A 14,565-nucleotide genomic window follows, 5' to 3' on the forward strand; every position below is an offset into this window, starting at 1 on the left:
CTTTTCCGCGGGCCCGAAAACGACTCATGGCAACGAACATCCCTCAGGTTACCCATCACTACGTTGACGTCGACGGCATCAAAATCTTCTATCGGGAAGCCGGACGCAAAGACGCGCCGACCTTGCTGCTGCTCCACGGCTTTCCGTCCGCGTCTCATCAGTACCGCCGGTTGATGGAAGCGCTGGGCGATCGCTGTCACATGATCGCACCGGACTACCCGGGCTTTGGTCATAGCGACGCTCCCGTGCCTGCCACGCTGGGCGGGCCGTTCGCCTACAGCTTCGATCGCTTGGCGGATGTGATGGAGGGTTTCTGCTACGCACTCGGGCTGCATCGCTTCGTCGCCTATATGTTTGATTTCGGCGCGCCGGTGGGTTTTCGTCTGGCCGCACGGCATCCGGAGTGGATCGAGGGTCTGGTGATCCAGAACGGCAACGCTTACACGGTAGGTCTCAGCCCGATCGCGCAGAAGTTCACGGCAATGAAGCCGGGTGCGAAAGGCGCTGAGGAAGGCGTGCTCAGCCTGCTGACGCTGGAGATGACGCGGAGCCAGTACCTCACCGGTGCGGCGCATCCTGAGCTGATCGCACCCGATGGCTGGACTCTCGACCAGCACTTTCTCGACTTGCCCGGCCGGGCTCAGATCCAGGTCGATCTCGCGTTGAATTACCACTCGAATATCGCCCTGTACCCTAAATGGCAGGCGTGGCTACGCGATCACCAGCCGCGAACGCTAATCTTCTGGGGCCGTCACGACCCGTTCTTCGTGGACGCTGGCGCGCAGGCCTATCTGGACGACGTGCCGAATGCCGAACTGCATCTGCTGGATACCGGGCACTTCGCGCTCGAGGAATGCCTGCCAACGATCGCTCCGCTGATTGCGAGCTTTGTCGAACGCATCATTGATCATGAGCCTGTTAGCCAGCGTGGTACGGACACAGCGCGATCCTGACATTTTTGCTCTACCTCTCGCCACAGCTCTCGTGGGGTGGTCCCACGGCGAGTTTCCGCAGACGATCCGTTGCGGACTTTCGACGTGCTCCGCCGAACGACCGGAGTCAGACCGTCACCGGCCAAATCTCTCGACCCGCGCATTCTTGTGGATGCCCATTCGCTCTCCTTGGAAAACTAAAGCCTTAGCAACTTCGGCTTCCTCGGTTCAGACCGAGTGGGCGACCTCCTGAGACTTCATACCTAGAGCGCGATCTTGGTGCCGAGCACCGCCAGAAACTGGGTCAGCCATTGCGGATGGGCGAGCCAGGTCGGGGCGGTGACGAAATTGCCATCGGTCACCGCCGCGTCAACGGCGATCTCGGCATAGACGCCGCCGGCCATGGTCACCTCCGGCGCGCAGGCCGAATAGGCCGCGATGCGTTTGCCGCGGACCACATCGGCGGCGGTGAGAAGCTGGGGGCCGTGGCAGACGGCCGCGATCGGTTTGTTCGCCTCGGCGAAATACCGCACCAGAGCGATCACCTTGGAGTCGAGCCGAAGATATTCGGGGGCCCGTCCACCGGCGATGCACAGGGCATCGTACGAGACCGGGTCGATCGCGTCGAAGCTGGCATTCAGGACGAAGTCGTGACCGCGCTTTTCCGTATAGGTCTGATCGCCTTCGAAATCATGGATGGCGGTCTTCACCTTCTCGCCCGCGCGCTTGCCGGGACAGACGGCGTCGACCCTGTGTCCGACCATGGTCAAGGCCTGAAACGGCACCATTGTTTCGTAATCCTCGGCATAGTCGCCGGTAAGCAGCAAAATCTTCTTGACAGTCATGATCTTCTCATCGGATATACGGGCACTCTCGAGCCCGCGGGTTCGGGAACCAGGTTACACGTTCTTGTACCTGTTTGACGGGTGGCATAGACGGTCAATAGTCCATCCATTTCGCCAGCGCCTGGTTCTTAGCGTCGGTGTAAGGAGGGAACAGGTGGTCGATCGCTGAGTCGGGCGGCGATATGAGCATAGATTTCGCGTGTGTGAGCGCGTCGAAGCCATGCTTGCCATAATAGTGGCCCAGGCCGGATTGTCCTGTTCCTCCGAACGGCATGGATTCAACAAATAGATGAATGTTGACCTGGTTCACCGCGCCGCCGCCGTACGAAAGTTCGCCGATGAAGCGGTCGATCACCTTCTGGTCCCTGCTAAACACGTAAGCCGCGAGCGGATCGGGCGTACCGGCAATCCGACCCAATGCTTCGTCGAGGGTCTTATAGGTGAGGATCGGAAGGACCGGACCAAACACCTCTTCTTCCATGATTGCATCGTCCCATGTAACCGGATAGAGAATCGTCGGATCGAGGTATCGTGCCTCGGGATCGGATTGTCCGCCTGACACGACCTTGGTTGGATCGATAAGCCCGGCCAGCCGTGAAACTTCTCGGGCGTTGATCACGCGCGAGTAATCCGGATTGTTCTTCGGGTCAGTGCCGTAGAGCTCGACAACGGCTTTCTTGACCTCAGCAACGAATGCATCGGCGACAGATTCATGAACATACGCATAGCCAGGCGATGTACACCATTGGCCGCCCCAAGCCATGGCGCCCCAAACAATTTTTTTGGCAGCATCCTGAATGTTTGCGGTCGCGTCCACGAGCGCGGGGTTTTGGCCGCCGAGTTCAAGCAGCACTGGGGTTAAATTCTCGGCTGCCGCCTTCATGACGATCTTGCCAACCTTGGTGCTACCGGTGAAGAAGATGAAATTGAAGGGCAGCTTCAACAGCTCGGTGACTTCCTCGCGTCCGCCCCTCACGGCGGTCACAGCGCGTGGGTCGAAATAACGAGGCATGAGTTCCAGCAGTAGCGCGGAGGTCGCACCCAGTTGCTCGGAAAGCTTAAGTACGCAGGTATTTCCAGCTGCCAGCGCGGAAATGGCCGGTCGGAGGAGCAAGAGCAGGGGGCCATTGAACGGCCCTATGACTAGCGTCACGCCGTAAGGATCACGGTAGACAACCCCTTTGTATCCCGTCTGAGCAAGAAATTTGGGGAGTGGTGCTTCTTCCGGTTCCATCCAGCTTTTCAGTTGGCTTTTCTGGAACTGCATCTCACCGAGTGATGCTGCAGTCTCGAAGATATATTCCTGGCTGGCGGTTTTGAAATCTACTGCCATCGCCTTTTGAAGCGCGGCCTCGTTCTCGACAAGCAATTGGGCCATCCGATCGAGCTGCTCGACGCGCCAGTCGCAGGTTCGCGTAACGCCGGTTGCGAAATAGGTTTTCTGCGCATCAAAAATGGTTTGAAACGGATTCATTGGAGCCTCAACTAAAGTGTGGGATTGCCGTCGAACTGAGCCGCACCGGGAAGTGCACTGACCCAAGGCATCCGACGGCTGACAAACATCTCGAAAGTCGGCCGTAGCCAATCTGTCTGATCGAGCCCCCCTGCCTTCACAAAGAACAACGTTGGAGTGACGTCGGCCTCCGTCATCAGAGGTGAGCCGCATTGAGGGCAATATCGCCGTAGGGCTTTCATGCCACTCGCTCCTACGTCCTCGAACACAGCGGTTTCGCCATTGATCTCGAACGCATCACGCTGCACGAACATCACTGTCGAGAAGGCGCTCCCCGCCTGCGGCCTGCAACGGTCGCAATGACACAGGCCGACGGCCACCGGCGGCGCGGAAATCTTGTAAGACACCGCTCCGCACATGCAGCGGCCAGTCAGAGTTTGGGGAGGGGTAGAAGGATTTTCAATCATAAGGATTCCTTAAACTAGTGATGTACGCGCTGCTGACATCGAATTCTCCTCATGAGACGTTGAGCGTGACGCGCATCGACTTCGTCCAGCTGATTCGGCTGCGCCCCTTGAGCGCATCGGGTTGACACAAAGGTTAAAATCAAACCGGTCATTAGTCCAATATCTCGAAGTCACTTTTTGGAGACGAAAAAGATATGGAATTTCGCCAGTTGCGTTACTTCCTCGCTGTCGCCGAGCACCTGCATTTCACGGATGCCGCGACGCATCTGGGAATCGCCCAGCCGCCTTTGAGCCAGCAGATCCTGAAGCTCGAGCGGGAAATCGGCACTCAGCTGTTTATCCGGCATCCGCGTCGCATCGAATTGACTGAAGCGGGACAGCTCTTTCGCGAGCGCGCGCGGCGTATCGTCGAGGACGTGCAGCAGGCTTTCGTCGACGTACAGAACGCGGGACGCGGAGAGACGGGACGGCTTTCGCTCGGTTTCGCGGGTTCGACGGTGTTTCATCCAACTGTCGCGATGACAATGCAGCGGTATCGGCATGCGTACGAGCGCGTGTCGATCAGTTGCGAGGAGAGCAACAGTTCGCTGTTGCTCGACAAAGTCGTCGAGCGGCAGCTCGATGCCGCTCTGGTGCGCATGCCGCTGAACTGTCGGGATCTGATCGTCGAACCGCTCGTCGACGAAGACATGTTGGCGGTGTTGCCGGCGAACCATCGCTTGAACCGGCGACGGCGCATCGATCTGGCAGACCTTGCGGACGATTCGTTCATCCTCTTTCCACGACCGATCGGCCCGGATCTATACGACTCGATCATCGGCGCCTGCCGCGAAGCCGGCTTCGCGCCCTCGATTAGCATGGCGCCACAGATCTCATCGGCGGCGAACCTCGTGGCGGCCGGATTCGGCGTTGCTATGGTTCCCGCATCGATCCGGCAGATCCAGGTCGAAGGCGTGTCGTATCACGAACTGAAGGGCAAACCGCTTTCGACGGGTATTGCGTTAATCCATCGGCAACGGGAAAGGTCGCCGACCGTGCTGAACTTCGTCAGGATTTTGCGGCAGCAGCGAGTGGCCGCCCGCACGGCATGATGGTTGCGTGCGTTGGCAATGCCGAAGCGGAGGTGAGTTTCCCAAGCGTCCGTTCCGAAGTTGACATGGGACGATCGACTGCCGCACTTCTAATGTGTCGGCCCCAGGGTCACCTGCCCAGTGCGGCTTTTGCCATCAGGCCGAGCGCCACACAGATCAACACGCATCCGAAACCTACCTGTACGTGCTGCGCGGAGAGACGGTGCGAGGCCAGTCGCCCGGCCACCATGCCGGCCGCTGTCGCCACGCTGAACCACAGCGTCAGCTCGAGCGGTAGCGGCGCGCCGTGCAGGACCGTCGCGACGACACCGCCGCTGCCGACCAGCGCGATCACCATCAGCGACGTGGCGACAATGCCATGCATCGACACGTTGGTCACTTTGCGCAGCATGGGCACGATGATGAAGCCGCCGCCCACGCCGAGCAGTCCCGTCATCAGCCCGGTCAGCGCACCGGTTGCAGCGAGTGCGGCCCCGGTGGTCCACGACCAGATCAGCCGGCCGGTATCGGGGTTCATGCGGCCGACGCAAAACCGTGAATCCGCACGGTCCGGCCGCCCGCGCCGCAAAGCCTGTGACAACAGCCGTCCGGCCACCGCCAGCATGACGATGGCAAACAGGGCCAAGAGCACGCGCTGCGGCATCGCGTGCGCAAGGCGCACGCCGAGCGAGGTCAGCGGCACGCCCGCCGCGGCCATGAACAGCGCGGCGCGGTAACGGACGAGCCGCTGCCGGAATGCTTCAAGCGCGCCGATCGCAGCGCTGCCCGCCACGGCAACCAGCGCAACTGGCGTCGCCTGCTGCATCGGCCAGCCCATGCCGGCCACCAGTGCCGGAACTGCGAGGATGCCGCCACCCGCGCCGGTCAGGCCGAGCACCGCGCCAACGATGGCGCCGAGGATAAGTGAAGTTAGCATGAGGAGTCCGATAGGTTGTGAGCCACCGCTGCGTTAGCCCACGAGTTCAGGCTGCGCCAGCCACTCGCGCCCCTTGAGCATCCCCTGCCAGTAAAGCGGCGGCAGGATGCGCTCCTTCAGCAACCACGCGAGGCGCGACGGGTGCTTGCCGTCGATCAGCCAGGTCGGCAGCGTCGGCGCGACCTTCCCGCCATAGAGGAATTCCGCGAGCACGATCTTGCCGCGTTCGACGGTCAGCGGGCATGATCCATAACCGTCGTATGCTGCCTCGCCCCGGACCTTCCCGAGGGCGGCAAGCACGTTGTGGGCGACAACCGGTGCTTGCTTGCGCGCGGCGGCGGCGGTTTTCGCATTTGGCGTGTTCGCGGCATCGCCGAGCGCAAAGACGTTTGAGTAGGTCTTGTGGCGCAGCGTCGTCTGGTCGACGTCGACCCAGCCCGCCTTATCGGCCAGCGGGCTGACGCGGATGAAGTCCGGGGCCTTCTGTGGCGGCACCACGTGGATCATGTCGAACTCACGGGTCACCGATTCCACACTGCCGTTCTCGAGCGTGCGCCTGAAAATCGCGCGCCTGGCCGGCCCGTCTATCGCACTCAGGTTGAAACCGAAGTTCAACGCGATGTCGTAACGCTTGACGTACTCCATCAATGCCGGGACATAGTCGGCCACGCCGAACAACACCGCCCCGGCATTGAAGAACTGGACATCTATTTGGTCAAGCCGGCCTGAACGCCGCCAGTGATCCGAGGACAGATACATCGCCTTTTGCGGCGCCCCGGCACATTTGATCGGCATCGGCGGCTGGGTGAACAGCGCGCGGCCACCCTTGAGTTCGCGCACGAGCTGCCAGGTATAGGGAGCAAGATCGTAGCGATAGTTGGACGTCACGCCATTCTGTCCGAGGGTTTCCGGCAACCCGTCGATAGCATGCCAGTCCAGCTTCAGTCCCGGACAAACGATGAGCTGCCTGTAGCTCACCACCCGGCATCCTTCGAGAACAACCGAATTCTTTTCCGGCTCGAACGCAGCCACCGCGGCCTTGATCCAGTGCACCTTGCGCGGGAGCACGGCGGCCATCTCGCGGGCGGTGGTCTCGGGATCGAACACACCGGCTCCGACCATGGTCCAACCTGGCTGGTAATAGTGGACGTCGGCGGGGTCGATGATGGCGATGTCGAGGTTGCGCTCGCGCGCGAGCAGACTCGCGGCTGCCGCCACGCCGGCGGCGCCTGCGCCGATGATCACAATGTCGTGACTGGCCACGGCGACTTCGACGGGCACCTTGCCGTCGTTGGCAATACGTCGCGCCAGCGCGGACAGATCATAGCCTGCTGCCTTGCCAGCGGCGATGATGTCCGGCAGTGTCCGGCTCGGCGCTTCGGACAGCGCCCACAGCGTCGCGGCGCGCATCCCGGTGCGGCAATAGGCGAGCACCGGCTTCGGCAGTGCCTGCATCAGTTCGCCGAACTGTGCAGCCTCGTCATCGCCGACCTTGCCGGATTCGATTGGCAGGTAGTGGGTCTCGATACCCTGTTCACGGGCCGCCGCCTCGATCTCGCTAAAGTTGGGCTGGTCGGAACCTTCGCCGTCGGGGCGATTGCAGACGACGGCGCGAAAGCCAGCGTCCGCGATCGCACGCAGGTCGGATGCGGCAATCTGTTGTGATACCGCCAGTTCAGCCGTCAGTTTCTTGATGTCCATCGACTTCTCCTGTTGCTCCTACTAACCACGTGCACCGGCTCAGATTGCGTTGAGGGGAATCTTGAGATACGGCACTCCGTTATCTTCCGGATCGGGCATATGTCCGGCGCGCATGTTGACCTGCACCGACGGAAGCATCAGCACCGGCATGTTGAGCGTCGCGTCGCGCGCGGTGCGCATCGCAACGAAGGATTCCTCGCTGATACCGTTGCGTATATGGACGTTGTGTTCGCGTTCCTCGGCTACCGTGCTGACAAACTGCAAAGGCCGCCCGCCGGGCTGGTAGACGTGGCACATGTACAGCTTCGTGTCCGCCGGCAGGCTCAACACCTTGTTGATTGACCGGTAGAGCGTACGGGCGTCGCCGCCGGGAAAGTCGCAGCGCGCGGTGCCGTAGTCGGGCATGAACAGGGTGTCCCCGACAAAGGCTGCGGTCTGCACGCCGTCGCTGACCACAAAGGTCATGCAGGCCGGCGTATGGCCCGGGGTGTGGATGGCGCGCGCCTGCAACGCTCCGACGGCGAATGTTTCGCCGTCGCAGAGCAGGTGATCGAACTGGCTGCCATCGTGCGCGAATCCCGCGCCGGCGTTGAAGAGCTTGCCGAACACGTCCTGCACGCGCGTCACGTGCGCACCGATCGCGATTTTTCCGCCGAGTCTTTCCTTGAGGTAAGGCGCGGCCGACAGATGGTCGGCGTGCACGTGGGTTTCGAGAAGCCACTGGACCTTCGCGCCAAGTTCGTGAACGCGCGAGATGAGCTTGTCGGCTGTCGTCGTGGAGGTCCGGCCTGACTTCGGGTCAAAGTCAAGGACGCTGTCGATCAGTGCACATTCGCCCGTGCGGATATCCAGCAACAGATAACTAATCGTCGAGGTACCGGGGTCGAAGAAGCCTTCGACCTGCATGGGACTCGTGGTATTCAACATCCTCTCCTCAAAAAATGGGGCTTCCAATGCGGCAGGGTCGGTGCAATCAGCACAAGAACCGTGCCATCGTCATTCCCATCTGACTTAAGGCATATAAGTTGTTGATTTTCGTCAATATTTTTATCTACCTGGATTGGACGATGCCGTCCTCGGACGGTCAGCAGCGAGCGAAGACTGCCAGTTCTGGCTGTCAGGTGGCAGTTGTGGCAGTTGTGGCAGTGTCGACGTATAGTGAGGTTTACCGGAGCCGCCGCCGTGAAATCCCCAAAGTCATTCATACCGATCACGCCCGTCGCGACGATGCCGGACGAACTGCCTCGAGCGCTGGATGTCGATGCACTCGTGTCATATCTGGAGCACGACGCTCAACCGATGATCGTGCTCGATCCCGAGTACCGCATCCTTGCCGCCAACACCGCTTATCAACGTCAGTTCGGCGTCGCCAGCCAGCCTCACCTCGGCCGCAAGTGCTACCAGGTTTCGCATCACTACGACGTCCCTTGCGATCAGGCGGGCGAGCACTGTCCGATGAAACGGGCATTTGAACTGCGCGGCCCCGACCGCGTGCTGCATATTCATCACACGCCTCGCGGGCCGGAGCATGTCGATGTCGAGTTGCGGCCGATTTTCAATGCACAGCGGGAGGTGGTGGCATACGTCGAGCGGCTCTCGACGGTGCGCGGCGCATCCGCCAAGCCGAGCGCGGAAGGCCTTGTCGGGCGCTCGACGGCGTTCAACGCGGCGATCTCGGCGCTGCATCGCGTCGCGCCTTCGATGCTGCCGGTCCTGCTCCTCGGAGAGTCCGGCACCGGCAAGGAACTGTTCGCGCGCGCCCTTCATGAGGCAAGCGAGCGAGCGCAACACCCATTTGTCGTTGTCGAGTGCTCCGGCATCACGGAGGCCTTGTTCGAGACCGAACTCTTCGGCTATGAAAAGGGGGCGTTTACTGGCGCAGCCGCGCGCAAACCGGGTCTCGTCGAGACCGCGCAAGGCGGAACGCTGTTTCTCGACGAAATCGGCGATGTGCCACTGTCAATGCAGGTCAGGCTGCTGCGGCTCATCGAGTCCGGCACGTTCCGCCGGGTCGGCGGCATCGAGACCTTGCGCGCGGATTTCCGGCTCGTGGCGGCGACGCACAAACCGGTGCGGGAAATGATCGACGACGGCCGGTTCCGCCAGGACCTCTACTACCGCATCAGTGCATTTCCGATTCACCTGCCGGCAGTGCGCGAGCGCCCCGACGATATCGCGCTGCTCGTCGAATCGATACTCCAGCGTATCGATAGCACACAAGGCATTGCGGGCCGCAAGTTCAGCATTGCAACGGACGCGCTCGCGAGGCTCCATGCCTATTCCTGGCCGGGTAATATCCGGGAACTGCGCAACGTGCTCGACCGCGCCTGCCTGTTGGCCGACGACGGGGTGATCCGGATCGAACATCTGCCGGATGACATGGTGGCGGCGGAGTCGGCGTATCTGGGCAGCAGCACGAGCTCACCCTCATTCTCGGCACGCGGCGAGCTTACGGATCGTGAGTTCGTACGGTTCGCAAAGGAGTTCTCCGGGACACGCAGCGCGCTCGCTCAACACCTCGGGATGAGCGAACGCACGCTGTATCGTCGACTAAAGACGCGAAGGTGACTGGGCGGGAGGCAAGTCGGGTTTCGATAGACGGTGACAGCGGGGCAGGAAATGCTGGCGCCAACAATGACGTAATGATCGTTGCGCTACACCTCGGCTATCCGAAAGAAAGTCGGCCGGCGCGCTGGGCTCGCAGCTTCGCTCAGTTCGCTGCCTTCGGCGTTAGCGGTTCGAGCCCGGTCCTCGCAATCGCGGGGGCCGCGTCCGGCGATGACAGAAAACGGATCAGCGCCTCTGCGCCGGCTGGATTCTTCGCATTGGTGGCGATGGCCCCGGAGAACACCGTGTACCTTTGTACCTCCGCGGGCAAACTGCCGACCACCGTCACTCCCTTCACCGGCAACAGTTCGACGACCTGCTGAAATCCGATCTCCGCTTCGCCGTTCGCGACGACATTGGCGACCTGTTCGGCCGGGATCATGCGGCTCTTGCTCTCCACTCGCCCCTCGATACCGAGACGCGAGAACAGTTCACTGCCGATATAGACTCCACTCGCGCTGTCCGGATAGACGATCGACTTCGCTGCGAGCAGCGTGCGCCGCAACGCGTCGACCGAGCTGATATCCGGCTTCGGCGCCCTCTCGCGAACCGCGATGCCAATTGCCGAGCGTGCGAAGTCCACCTTGCTGCCAGACACGACCTTGCCAGCGTTGATCTGATCGTCGAGCGCATAGCCGACCACGATCAGCACGTCGGCCCACTCGCCGCGCGCAAGTCGCACAGGGATGGCATTCGCGGCCGTGCCCACCGCGGGCCCCCAGACGGTGACCAGGTTATCGCCGGTCGCCTCCTCGAATTGCGGGCCCAGTTCCCGATAGGCTGACGCAAACCCGCCCGAAATCATCACCTTGACTTCATCTGCCGATGCCGCGCCGCTGCCCAGTAATGCGCCCGCGACGCATAATACGAGTGCGTGAACCCTCAGCTTGCGGCCAGTCACGTCCCCACCCCATGTCGATCGGATGACCCAGCCCGGACATGAATCGAGTCCGGACGCCACTCGTTATGTTAACCGGCAGCGCGGCATCGCGCGCAGCACCGATGCCGCGCCAATTCGGCGTCCCGCGACGCCGCCGTTTGCGCGATGGCCACCGTGCACAACCATCCCTATGGGCGACGGGCTTCGTCGATGGCGCTTCCAGCGCCTCAAACGGGCGGTGAATCGACTCTTAGGCTTCGCCCGCCCTGGGTAAGGTGACGAACTTATTGGCTGGCATGGTTCCGTGACGGGTTTGTCATCGCGTCGCCCAGTTTCTCCGAAAGGAATTCGGCGAAGACCGCTACTGCGGGCGGCACCGGTGGGCGGCTCGTGTAAACGAGCTGCAGGCCGAGGCCGGTGCTGGCGCGCCGATAGGTCGGCAGCACGCGTACCAGTTTCCCCTGCGCGATGATTGGCTCAACTATTAACTGCGGCAGTAGCGCAATACCCAGTCCAGCTGTACACGCCTGCGCCAGCACTCGCATGTCGTTGACCGCGAACCGGCTGTTGATCGACACTTCCTGACTACCGCGTGGACCCTGCAGACGCCAAGTGCTGCGACCCTGGCGATTGGAAATCGTCAGACAGTCGTGTTCGGCCAGCTCACGCAGCGTGCGTGGTGCAGCGCGCCGTTCCAGATAGGCCGGACTCGCCGCGAGGATCATTCCACTCGGCGCCAGCCGCCGTACCTTAAGACCGCTACGGGTCTCGATGCCCATGCGCAAGGCCAGATCGATGCGCTCGGCGATCAGATCGGACGGCATATCGTCGAGCAGGAAGTCGATGCTGATGTGTGGGTAGCGCGCGTAGAACTCGACCAACCATTCCATGCGGAAGAACTCGAACAGGCCGGCCATCGCGGTGACGCGAACCGAGCCGGACGGTGCCTGCTCATCGGCATGGAGTCGCCCGATCTCGAGGATCTGGTCAAGCGCCGGCGCATAGCGCTCGAACAGCGCCTGACCTTCCGTGCTCGGCGCGAGTTTGCGAGTCGAGCGATGCAGCAGACGTGTGCCGAGTTGCCCTTCGAGTTGATCGATACGTCGGCTCAGCGTATTTGCCGGCATGCTCAGACGCCGCGCTGCCTCGGAAAAGCTGCCAGCGCGGACGACCTGGACAAACATCGCCAGATCATTCAGATCAAGCATGGCATTTCTCCATAAATGGATTAATTAAATCCTATTTTACCATCTAGTGTGAAGTGCCTTTAATCCCCATACTTGAGGTGTCACACAGGAGCCGGCCGTTTCCAGACTGCTGGCCGGGCAAGTCAATTCGCGATCGAGCTCGCCGGCGCACGCCGTTAGGGTGAACTGATCGTCAAGACTGCAAACAAGCTGTTCGGCTGAACGTCAGTCGCCCGATACCGCGCACGGGCGCGGCAACTTAACGATTCAAGGAGATTGATTTGAAGAAGCATCTGATGATTGCGGCTGGTGCACTCGCCGCCTCACTGTCGTTTTCGGCATTCGCGGACGTGTCGACGTATCAGCTTGATCCGGACCACACGTACCCGAGTTTCGAGGCCGACCACATCGGCGGCCTGTCGGTCTGGCGAGGCAAGTTCGACAAGTCGCAGGGCGCGGTGACGCTCGATCGCGCGGCAAAGACCGGTACCGTTGAAGTGACGACCGACATTGCGTCGATCCACACGGGTAGCACGAAGCTCGACCAGAATCTGCAGTCGGATCAGTTCTTCGACGCGTCGAAGTTCCCGGAAGCGACCTACAAAGGCACGATCAAGTTCAAGGGCGATAAGCCGGCCTCTGTCGTCGGCAATCTGACGATGCACGGCGTGACCAAGCCGCTGACGCTGAAAGTCGACTCGTTCAAGTGCATGCCGCATCCGATGCTCAAGCGCGAAGTGTGCGGTGTCGACGCGGTGGGCGAATTCGATCGCAGCGACTTCGGCGTCGACTTTGGCAAGCCGTACGGCTTCAGCATGAAGACCAAGCTGCTCATCTCGGCCGAAGCACTGAAGCAGTAATCCCGTCGGACCGCCGCGCTCGTTGCGTGAGGTAGCACCGCCCTAGCAAAATACCCCTGGAGAACATCCATGTCGAACACCCAGAAGCTCATCGCCGTCGTAGGCGCAACCGGCCAGCAAGGCGGCGCCGTTGTGCGCGCGCTGCAGGCGAGCGGTCAATTCAAAGTGCGCGCGTTAACGCGCAATCCGGCCAGGCATCCGAAGCTGGGTGACGAAGTCGTTCTGGCGGATTTCAATCGTCCGGAAACGCTTAAGACCGCGTTTGCCGGAGCACACGGCGTTTTCCTGGTGACCAATTCCTGGGAAGCACAAGCAGACGAGCCCAGGCAGGCGCTCGCAGCCGTCAACGCGGCGAAAGACGCCGGCGTCCAGCACTTCATCTGGTCGACGCTTCCCAATGTGGAGACGATCAGCGGTGGCACGATCAATGTCCCGCACTTCACGGCCAAGGCGAAAATCGACCCCATCGTGAGCGAGGCCGGATTTGCGTATCACACGTTCGTGATCGCGCCGTTCTATTACCAAAATCTGATCGGTCTGATGGCTCCGCAGAAACAAGCGGATGGTGCCGTGGGTTGGGCGCTGCCGCTTGATCCGGAGCGGCGAGTCATCCATATGGGCGACATCACCGAACTCGGCCGCCTCGTGGCCGGCGCGTTCGCGCAGCCAGAACTCGCGGGGCGCGGCGAACATTTGGCGCTGGTAGGCGATTTCCTGAGCTTCAACGAGATCATCACCACCCTGAATCAACAAGGAAACACGCTCTCGTTCAAGCAAGTCCCGCGCGAGGTTTTTGCCAGCTGGTTTCCGCACGCCGACGGTATCGCGGCGATGCTCGCCTACTTCGAAGCGCACACGTATCTCGGCTCGGATTCGCGCGACGCGATCGCGCTCGCCAACAAAGTCGCCGGCCAGCCACCGACGAAGTTTGCCGCATGGGCCAAAGCGAACTTCGCGATCCCGGCAGCCACCTGAACGAAGTGCACTCATCAAACCACGAAGGAGCTAATACCCATGAGCCGGATTCCTACTCACACAGTCGAGGGCGCGCCTGATGCGTCGCGCCCGCTTCTGCAAAAGATTGCCCAGTCTTCGCCTACGGGACGCCCCCTGAACGCGCATGCCCAGATGGCGCATTCTCCGGCGGTGCGGGCGGCGTACACATCGCTGCGCGCCCAGAGCGTGGTGAGTTGATCCGCCCTTTCGCAGACCGATGATATTACCGGGGGCCATGGCGACCCGTTTAGGGCAGCGCGTCGAAGAAGAGATAAACGGCGGCTATGCTGCCTTCCCGCGTAACGATGAAGTCAGTTCCAGCATAAGCTGGAGCCTCACCTGGACGGCCGGATACCCATCGGATCCGCCCGCCATCGCCCGACACATCGGGCTCGGCGATTGGCTGGTACTGGAAGTCAGGGTGAGTTGCTTTGATCACGCCCGCGATCCGGTCGATCTCGTCACGGCCGCGGTAGGTGCCGTTGTTGGGGTCATAGAACACGCAATCCTCGGTGAAAATTTCGTCGATGACCGCGCGCCGGCGCACGGGATCGTTCTCACCGAAGACGTCGAGATTGCGTCTCAGTAGGATCGAAATGCTGTTGGACATTGGCTGCCTCCTTAAGGCAA

Annotated in this window: 15 protein-coding genes; 6 read left to right on the top strand and 9 right to left on the bottom strand. The window is 61.3% G+C overall.

Annotated features, from left to right (window positions below; all coding sequences use genetic code 11):
- Positions 1–26 precede the first annotated feature (26 nt).
- Positions 27–953: an alpha/beta fold hydrolase gene (locus GNZ13_RS43770; RefSeq protein ID WP_172176751.1), complete on the top strand. Its 927-nt coding sequence runs from the start codon at positions 27–29 to the stop codon at positions 951–953.
- Positions 954–1,195: 242 nt separating this feature from the next.
- Here GNZ13_RS43770 and GNZ13_RS43775 read toward each other — a convergent pair whose 3' ends face one another.
- The 3 genes from GNZ13_RS43775 to GNZ13_RS43785 all read right to left on the bottom strand — a co-directional run bounded on the left by GNZ13_RS43775 (position 1,196) and on the right by GNZ13_RS43785 (position 3,697).
- Positions 1,196–1,777: a DJ-1/PfpI family protein gene (locus tag GNZ13_RS43775; RefSeq protein ID WP_172176754.1), complete on the bottom strand. Its 582-nt coding sequence runs from the start codon at positions 1,775–1,777 to the stop codon at positions 1,196–1,198.
- Between the two features lie 94 nt (positions 1,778–1,871).
- Positions 1,872–3,251, bottom strand: coding sequence for an aldehyde dehydrogenase family protein (locus GNZ13_RS43780; protein ID WP_172176756.1), 1,380 nt, complete (start codon positions 3,249–3,251; stop codon positions 1,872–1,874).
- Positions 3,252–3,262: 11 nt separating this feature from the next.
- Positions 3,263–3,697 (bottom strand): GFA family protein, encoded by a 435-nt coding sequence (locus GNZ13_RS43785; RefSeq protein WP_172176758.1) that lies wholly within the window; start codon positions 3,695–3,697, stop codon positions 3,263–3,265.
- Positions 3,698–3,891: 194 nt separating this feature from the next.
- On the opposite strand from GNZ13_RS43785, the gene GNZ13_RS43790 reads away from it, so the two are divergent.
- Positions 3,892–4,788 carry a LysR family transcriptional regulator gene (locus GNZ13_RS43790; RefSeq protein WP_172176760.1) on the top strand — a complete coding sequence of 299 codons (897 nt, stop codon included), beginning with the start codon at positions 3,892–3,894 and terminating at the stop codon, positions 4,786–4,788.
- A gap of 109 nt (positions 4,789–4,897) precedes the next feature.
- Here the strand turns inward: GNZ13_RS43790 and GNZ13_RS43795 are convergent, their stop codons facing one another.
- Genes GNZ13_RS43795 through GNZ13_RS43805 form a run of 3 tightly spaced genes read right to left on the bottom strand, consistent with a single transcriptional unit; the run spans position 4,898 to position 8,311 of the window.
- Positions 4,898–5,704 carry a sulfite exporter TauE/SafE family protein gene (locus tag GNZ13_RS43795; RefSeq protein WP_172176762.1) on the bottom strand — a complete coding sequence of 269 codons (807 nt, stop codon included), beginning with the start codon at positions 5,702–5,704 and terminating at the stop codon, positions 4,898–4,900.
- A 33-nt stretch (positions 5,705–5,737) separates the two neighbouring features.
- Positions 5,738–7,405, bottom strand: a complete 1,668-nt coding sequence (locus GNZ13_RS43800) for a bifunctional protein tyrosine phosphatase family protein/NAD(P)/FAD-dependent oxidoreductase (protein WP_172176764.1) — start codon at positions 7,403–7,405, stop codon at positions 5,738–5,740.
- Positions 7,406–7,444: 39 nt separating this feature from the next.
- Complete coding sequence (locus GNZ13_RS43805; RefSeq protein WP_172176766.1) at positions 7,445–8,311, bottom strand: MBL fold metallo-hydrolase; 867 nt, start codon at positions 8,309–8,311, stop codon at positions 7,445–7,447.
- 321 nt (positions 8,312–8,632) lie between these two features.
- Here GNZ13_RS43805 and GNZ13_RS43810 point away from each other — a divergent pair, with 321 nt between their 5' ends.
- A complete protein-coding gene (locus GNZ13_RS43810; RefSeq protein WP_172176807.1) occupies positions 8,633–9,973 on the top strand; it encodes a sigma-54 interaction domain-containing protein in 1,341 nt (446 codons plus the stop codon).
- A 142-nt stretch (positions 9,974–10,115) separates the two neighbouring features.
- Here GNZ13_RS43810 and GNZ13_RS43815 read toward each other — a convergent pair whose 3' ends face one another.
- Both GNZ13_RS43815 and GNZ13_RS43820 read right to left on the bottom strand, forming a co-directional pair.
- Positions 10,116–10,913, bottom strand: a complete 798-nt coding sequence (locus GNZ13_RS43815; protein WP_172176768.1) for a substrate-binding domain-containing protein — start codon at positions 10,911–10,913, stop codon at positions 10,116–10,118.
- 263 nt (positions 10,914–11,176) lie between these two features.
- Entirely contained in the window at positions 11,177–12,100 is a 924-nt protein-coding gene (locus GNZ13_RS43820; protein ID WP_172176770.1) for a LysR family transcriptional regulator, read from the bottom strand.
- Positions 12,101–12,360: 260 nt separating this feature from the next.
- On the opposite strand from GNZ13_RS43820, the gene GNZ13_RS43825 reads away from it, so the two are divergent.
- From GNZ13_RS43825 to GNZ13_RS43835, 3 genes are all read left to right on the top strand, one after another.
- On the top strand, positions 12,361–12,939 hold the full coding sequence (locus GNZ13_RS43825) for a YceI family protein (RefSeq protein WP_172176772.1): 579 nt from the start codon (positions 12,361–12,363) through the stop codon (positions 12,937–12,939).
- A 69-nt stretch (positions 12,940–13,008) separates the two neighbouring features.
- Positions 13,009–13,914: an NmrA/HSCARG family protein gene (locus tag GNZ13_RS43830; protein WP_172176774.1), complete on the top strand. Its 906-nt coding sequence runs from the start codon at positions 13,009–13,011 to the stop codon at positions 13,912–13,914.
- A gap of 39 nt (positions 13,915–13,953) precedes the next feature.
- Entirely contained in the window at positions 13,954–14,133 is a 180-nt protein-coding gene (locus tag GNZ13_RS43835; protein WP_172176687.1) for a hypothetical protein, read from the top strand.
- 49 nt (positions 14,134–14,182) lie between these two features.
- Here the strand turns inward: GNZ13_RS43835 and GNZ13_RS43840 are convergent, their stop codons facing one another.
- Positions 14,183–14,545, bottom strand: coding sequence for a nuclear transport factor 2 family protein (locus GNZ13_RS43840; RefSeq protein ID WP_172176776.1), 363 nt, complete (start codon positions 14,543–14,545; stop codon positions 14,183–14,185).
- Positions 14,546–14,565: the final 20 nt, after the last annotated feature.

The sequence above is a fragment of the Paraburkholderia elongata genome (genome assembly GCF_013177735.1).
Taxonomy (GTDB): Bacteria; Pseudomonadota; Gammaproteobacteria; order Burkholderiales; family Burkholderiaceae; genus Paraburkholderia; species Paraburkholderia elongata.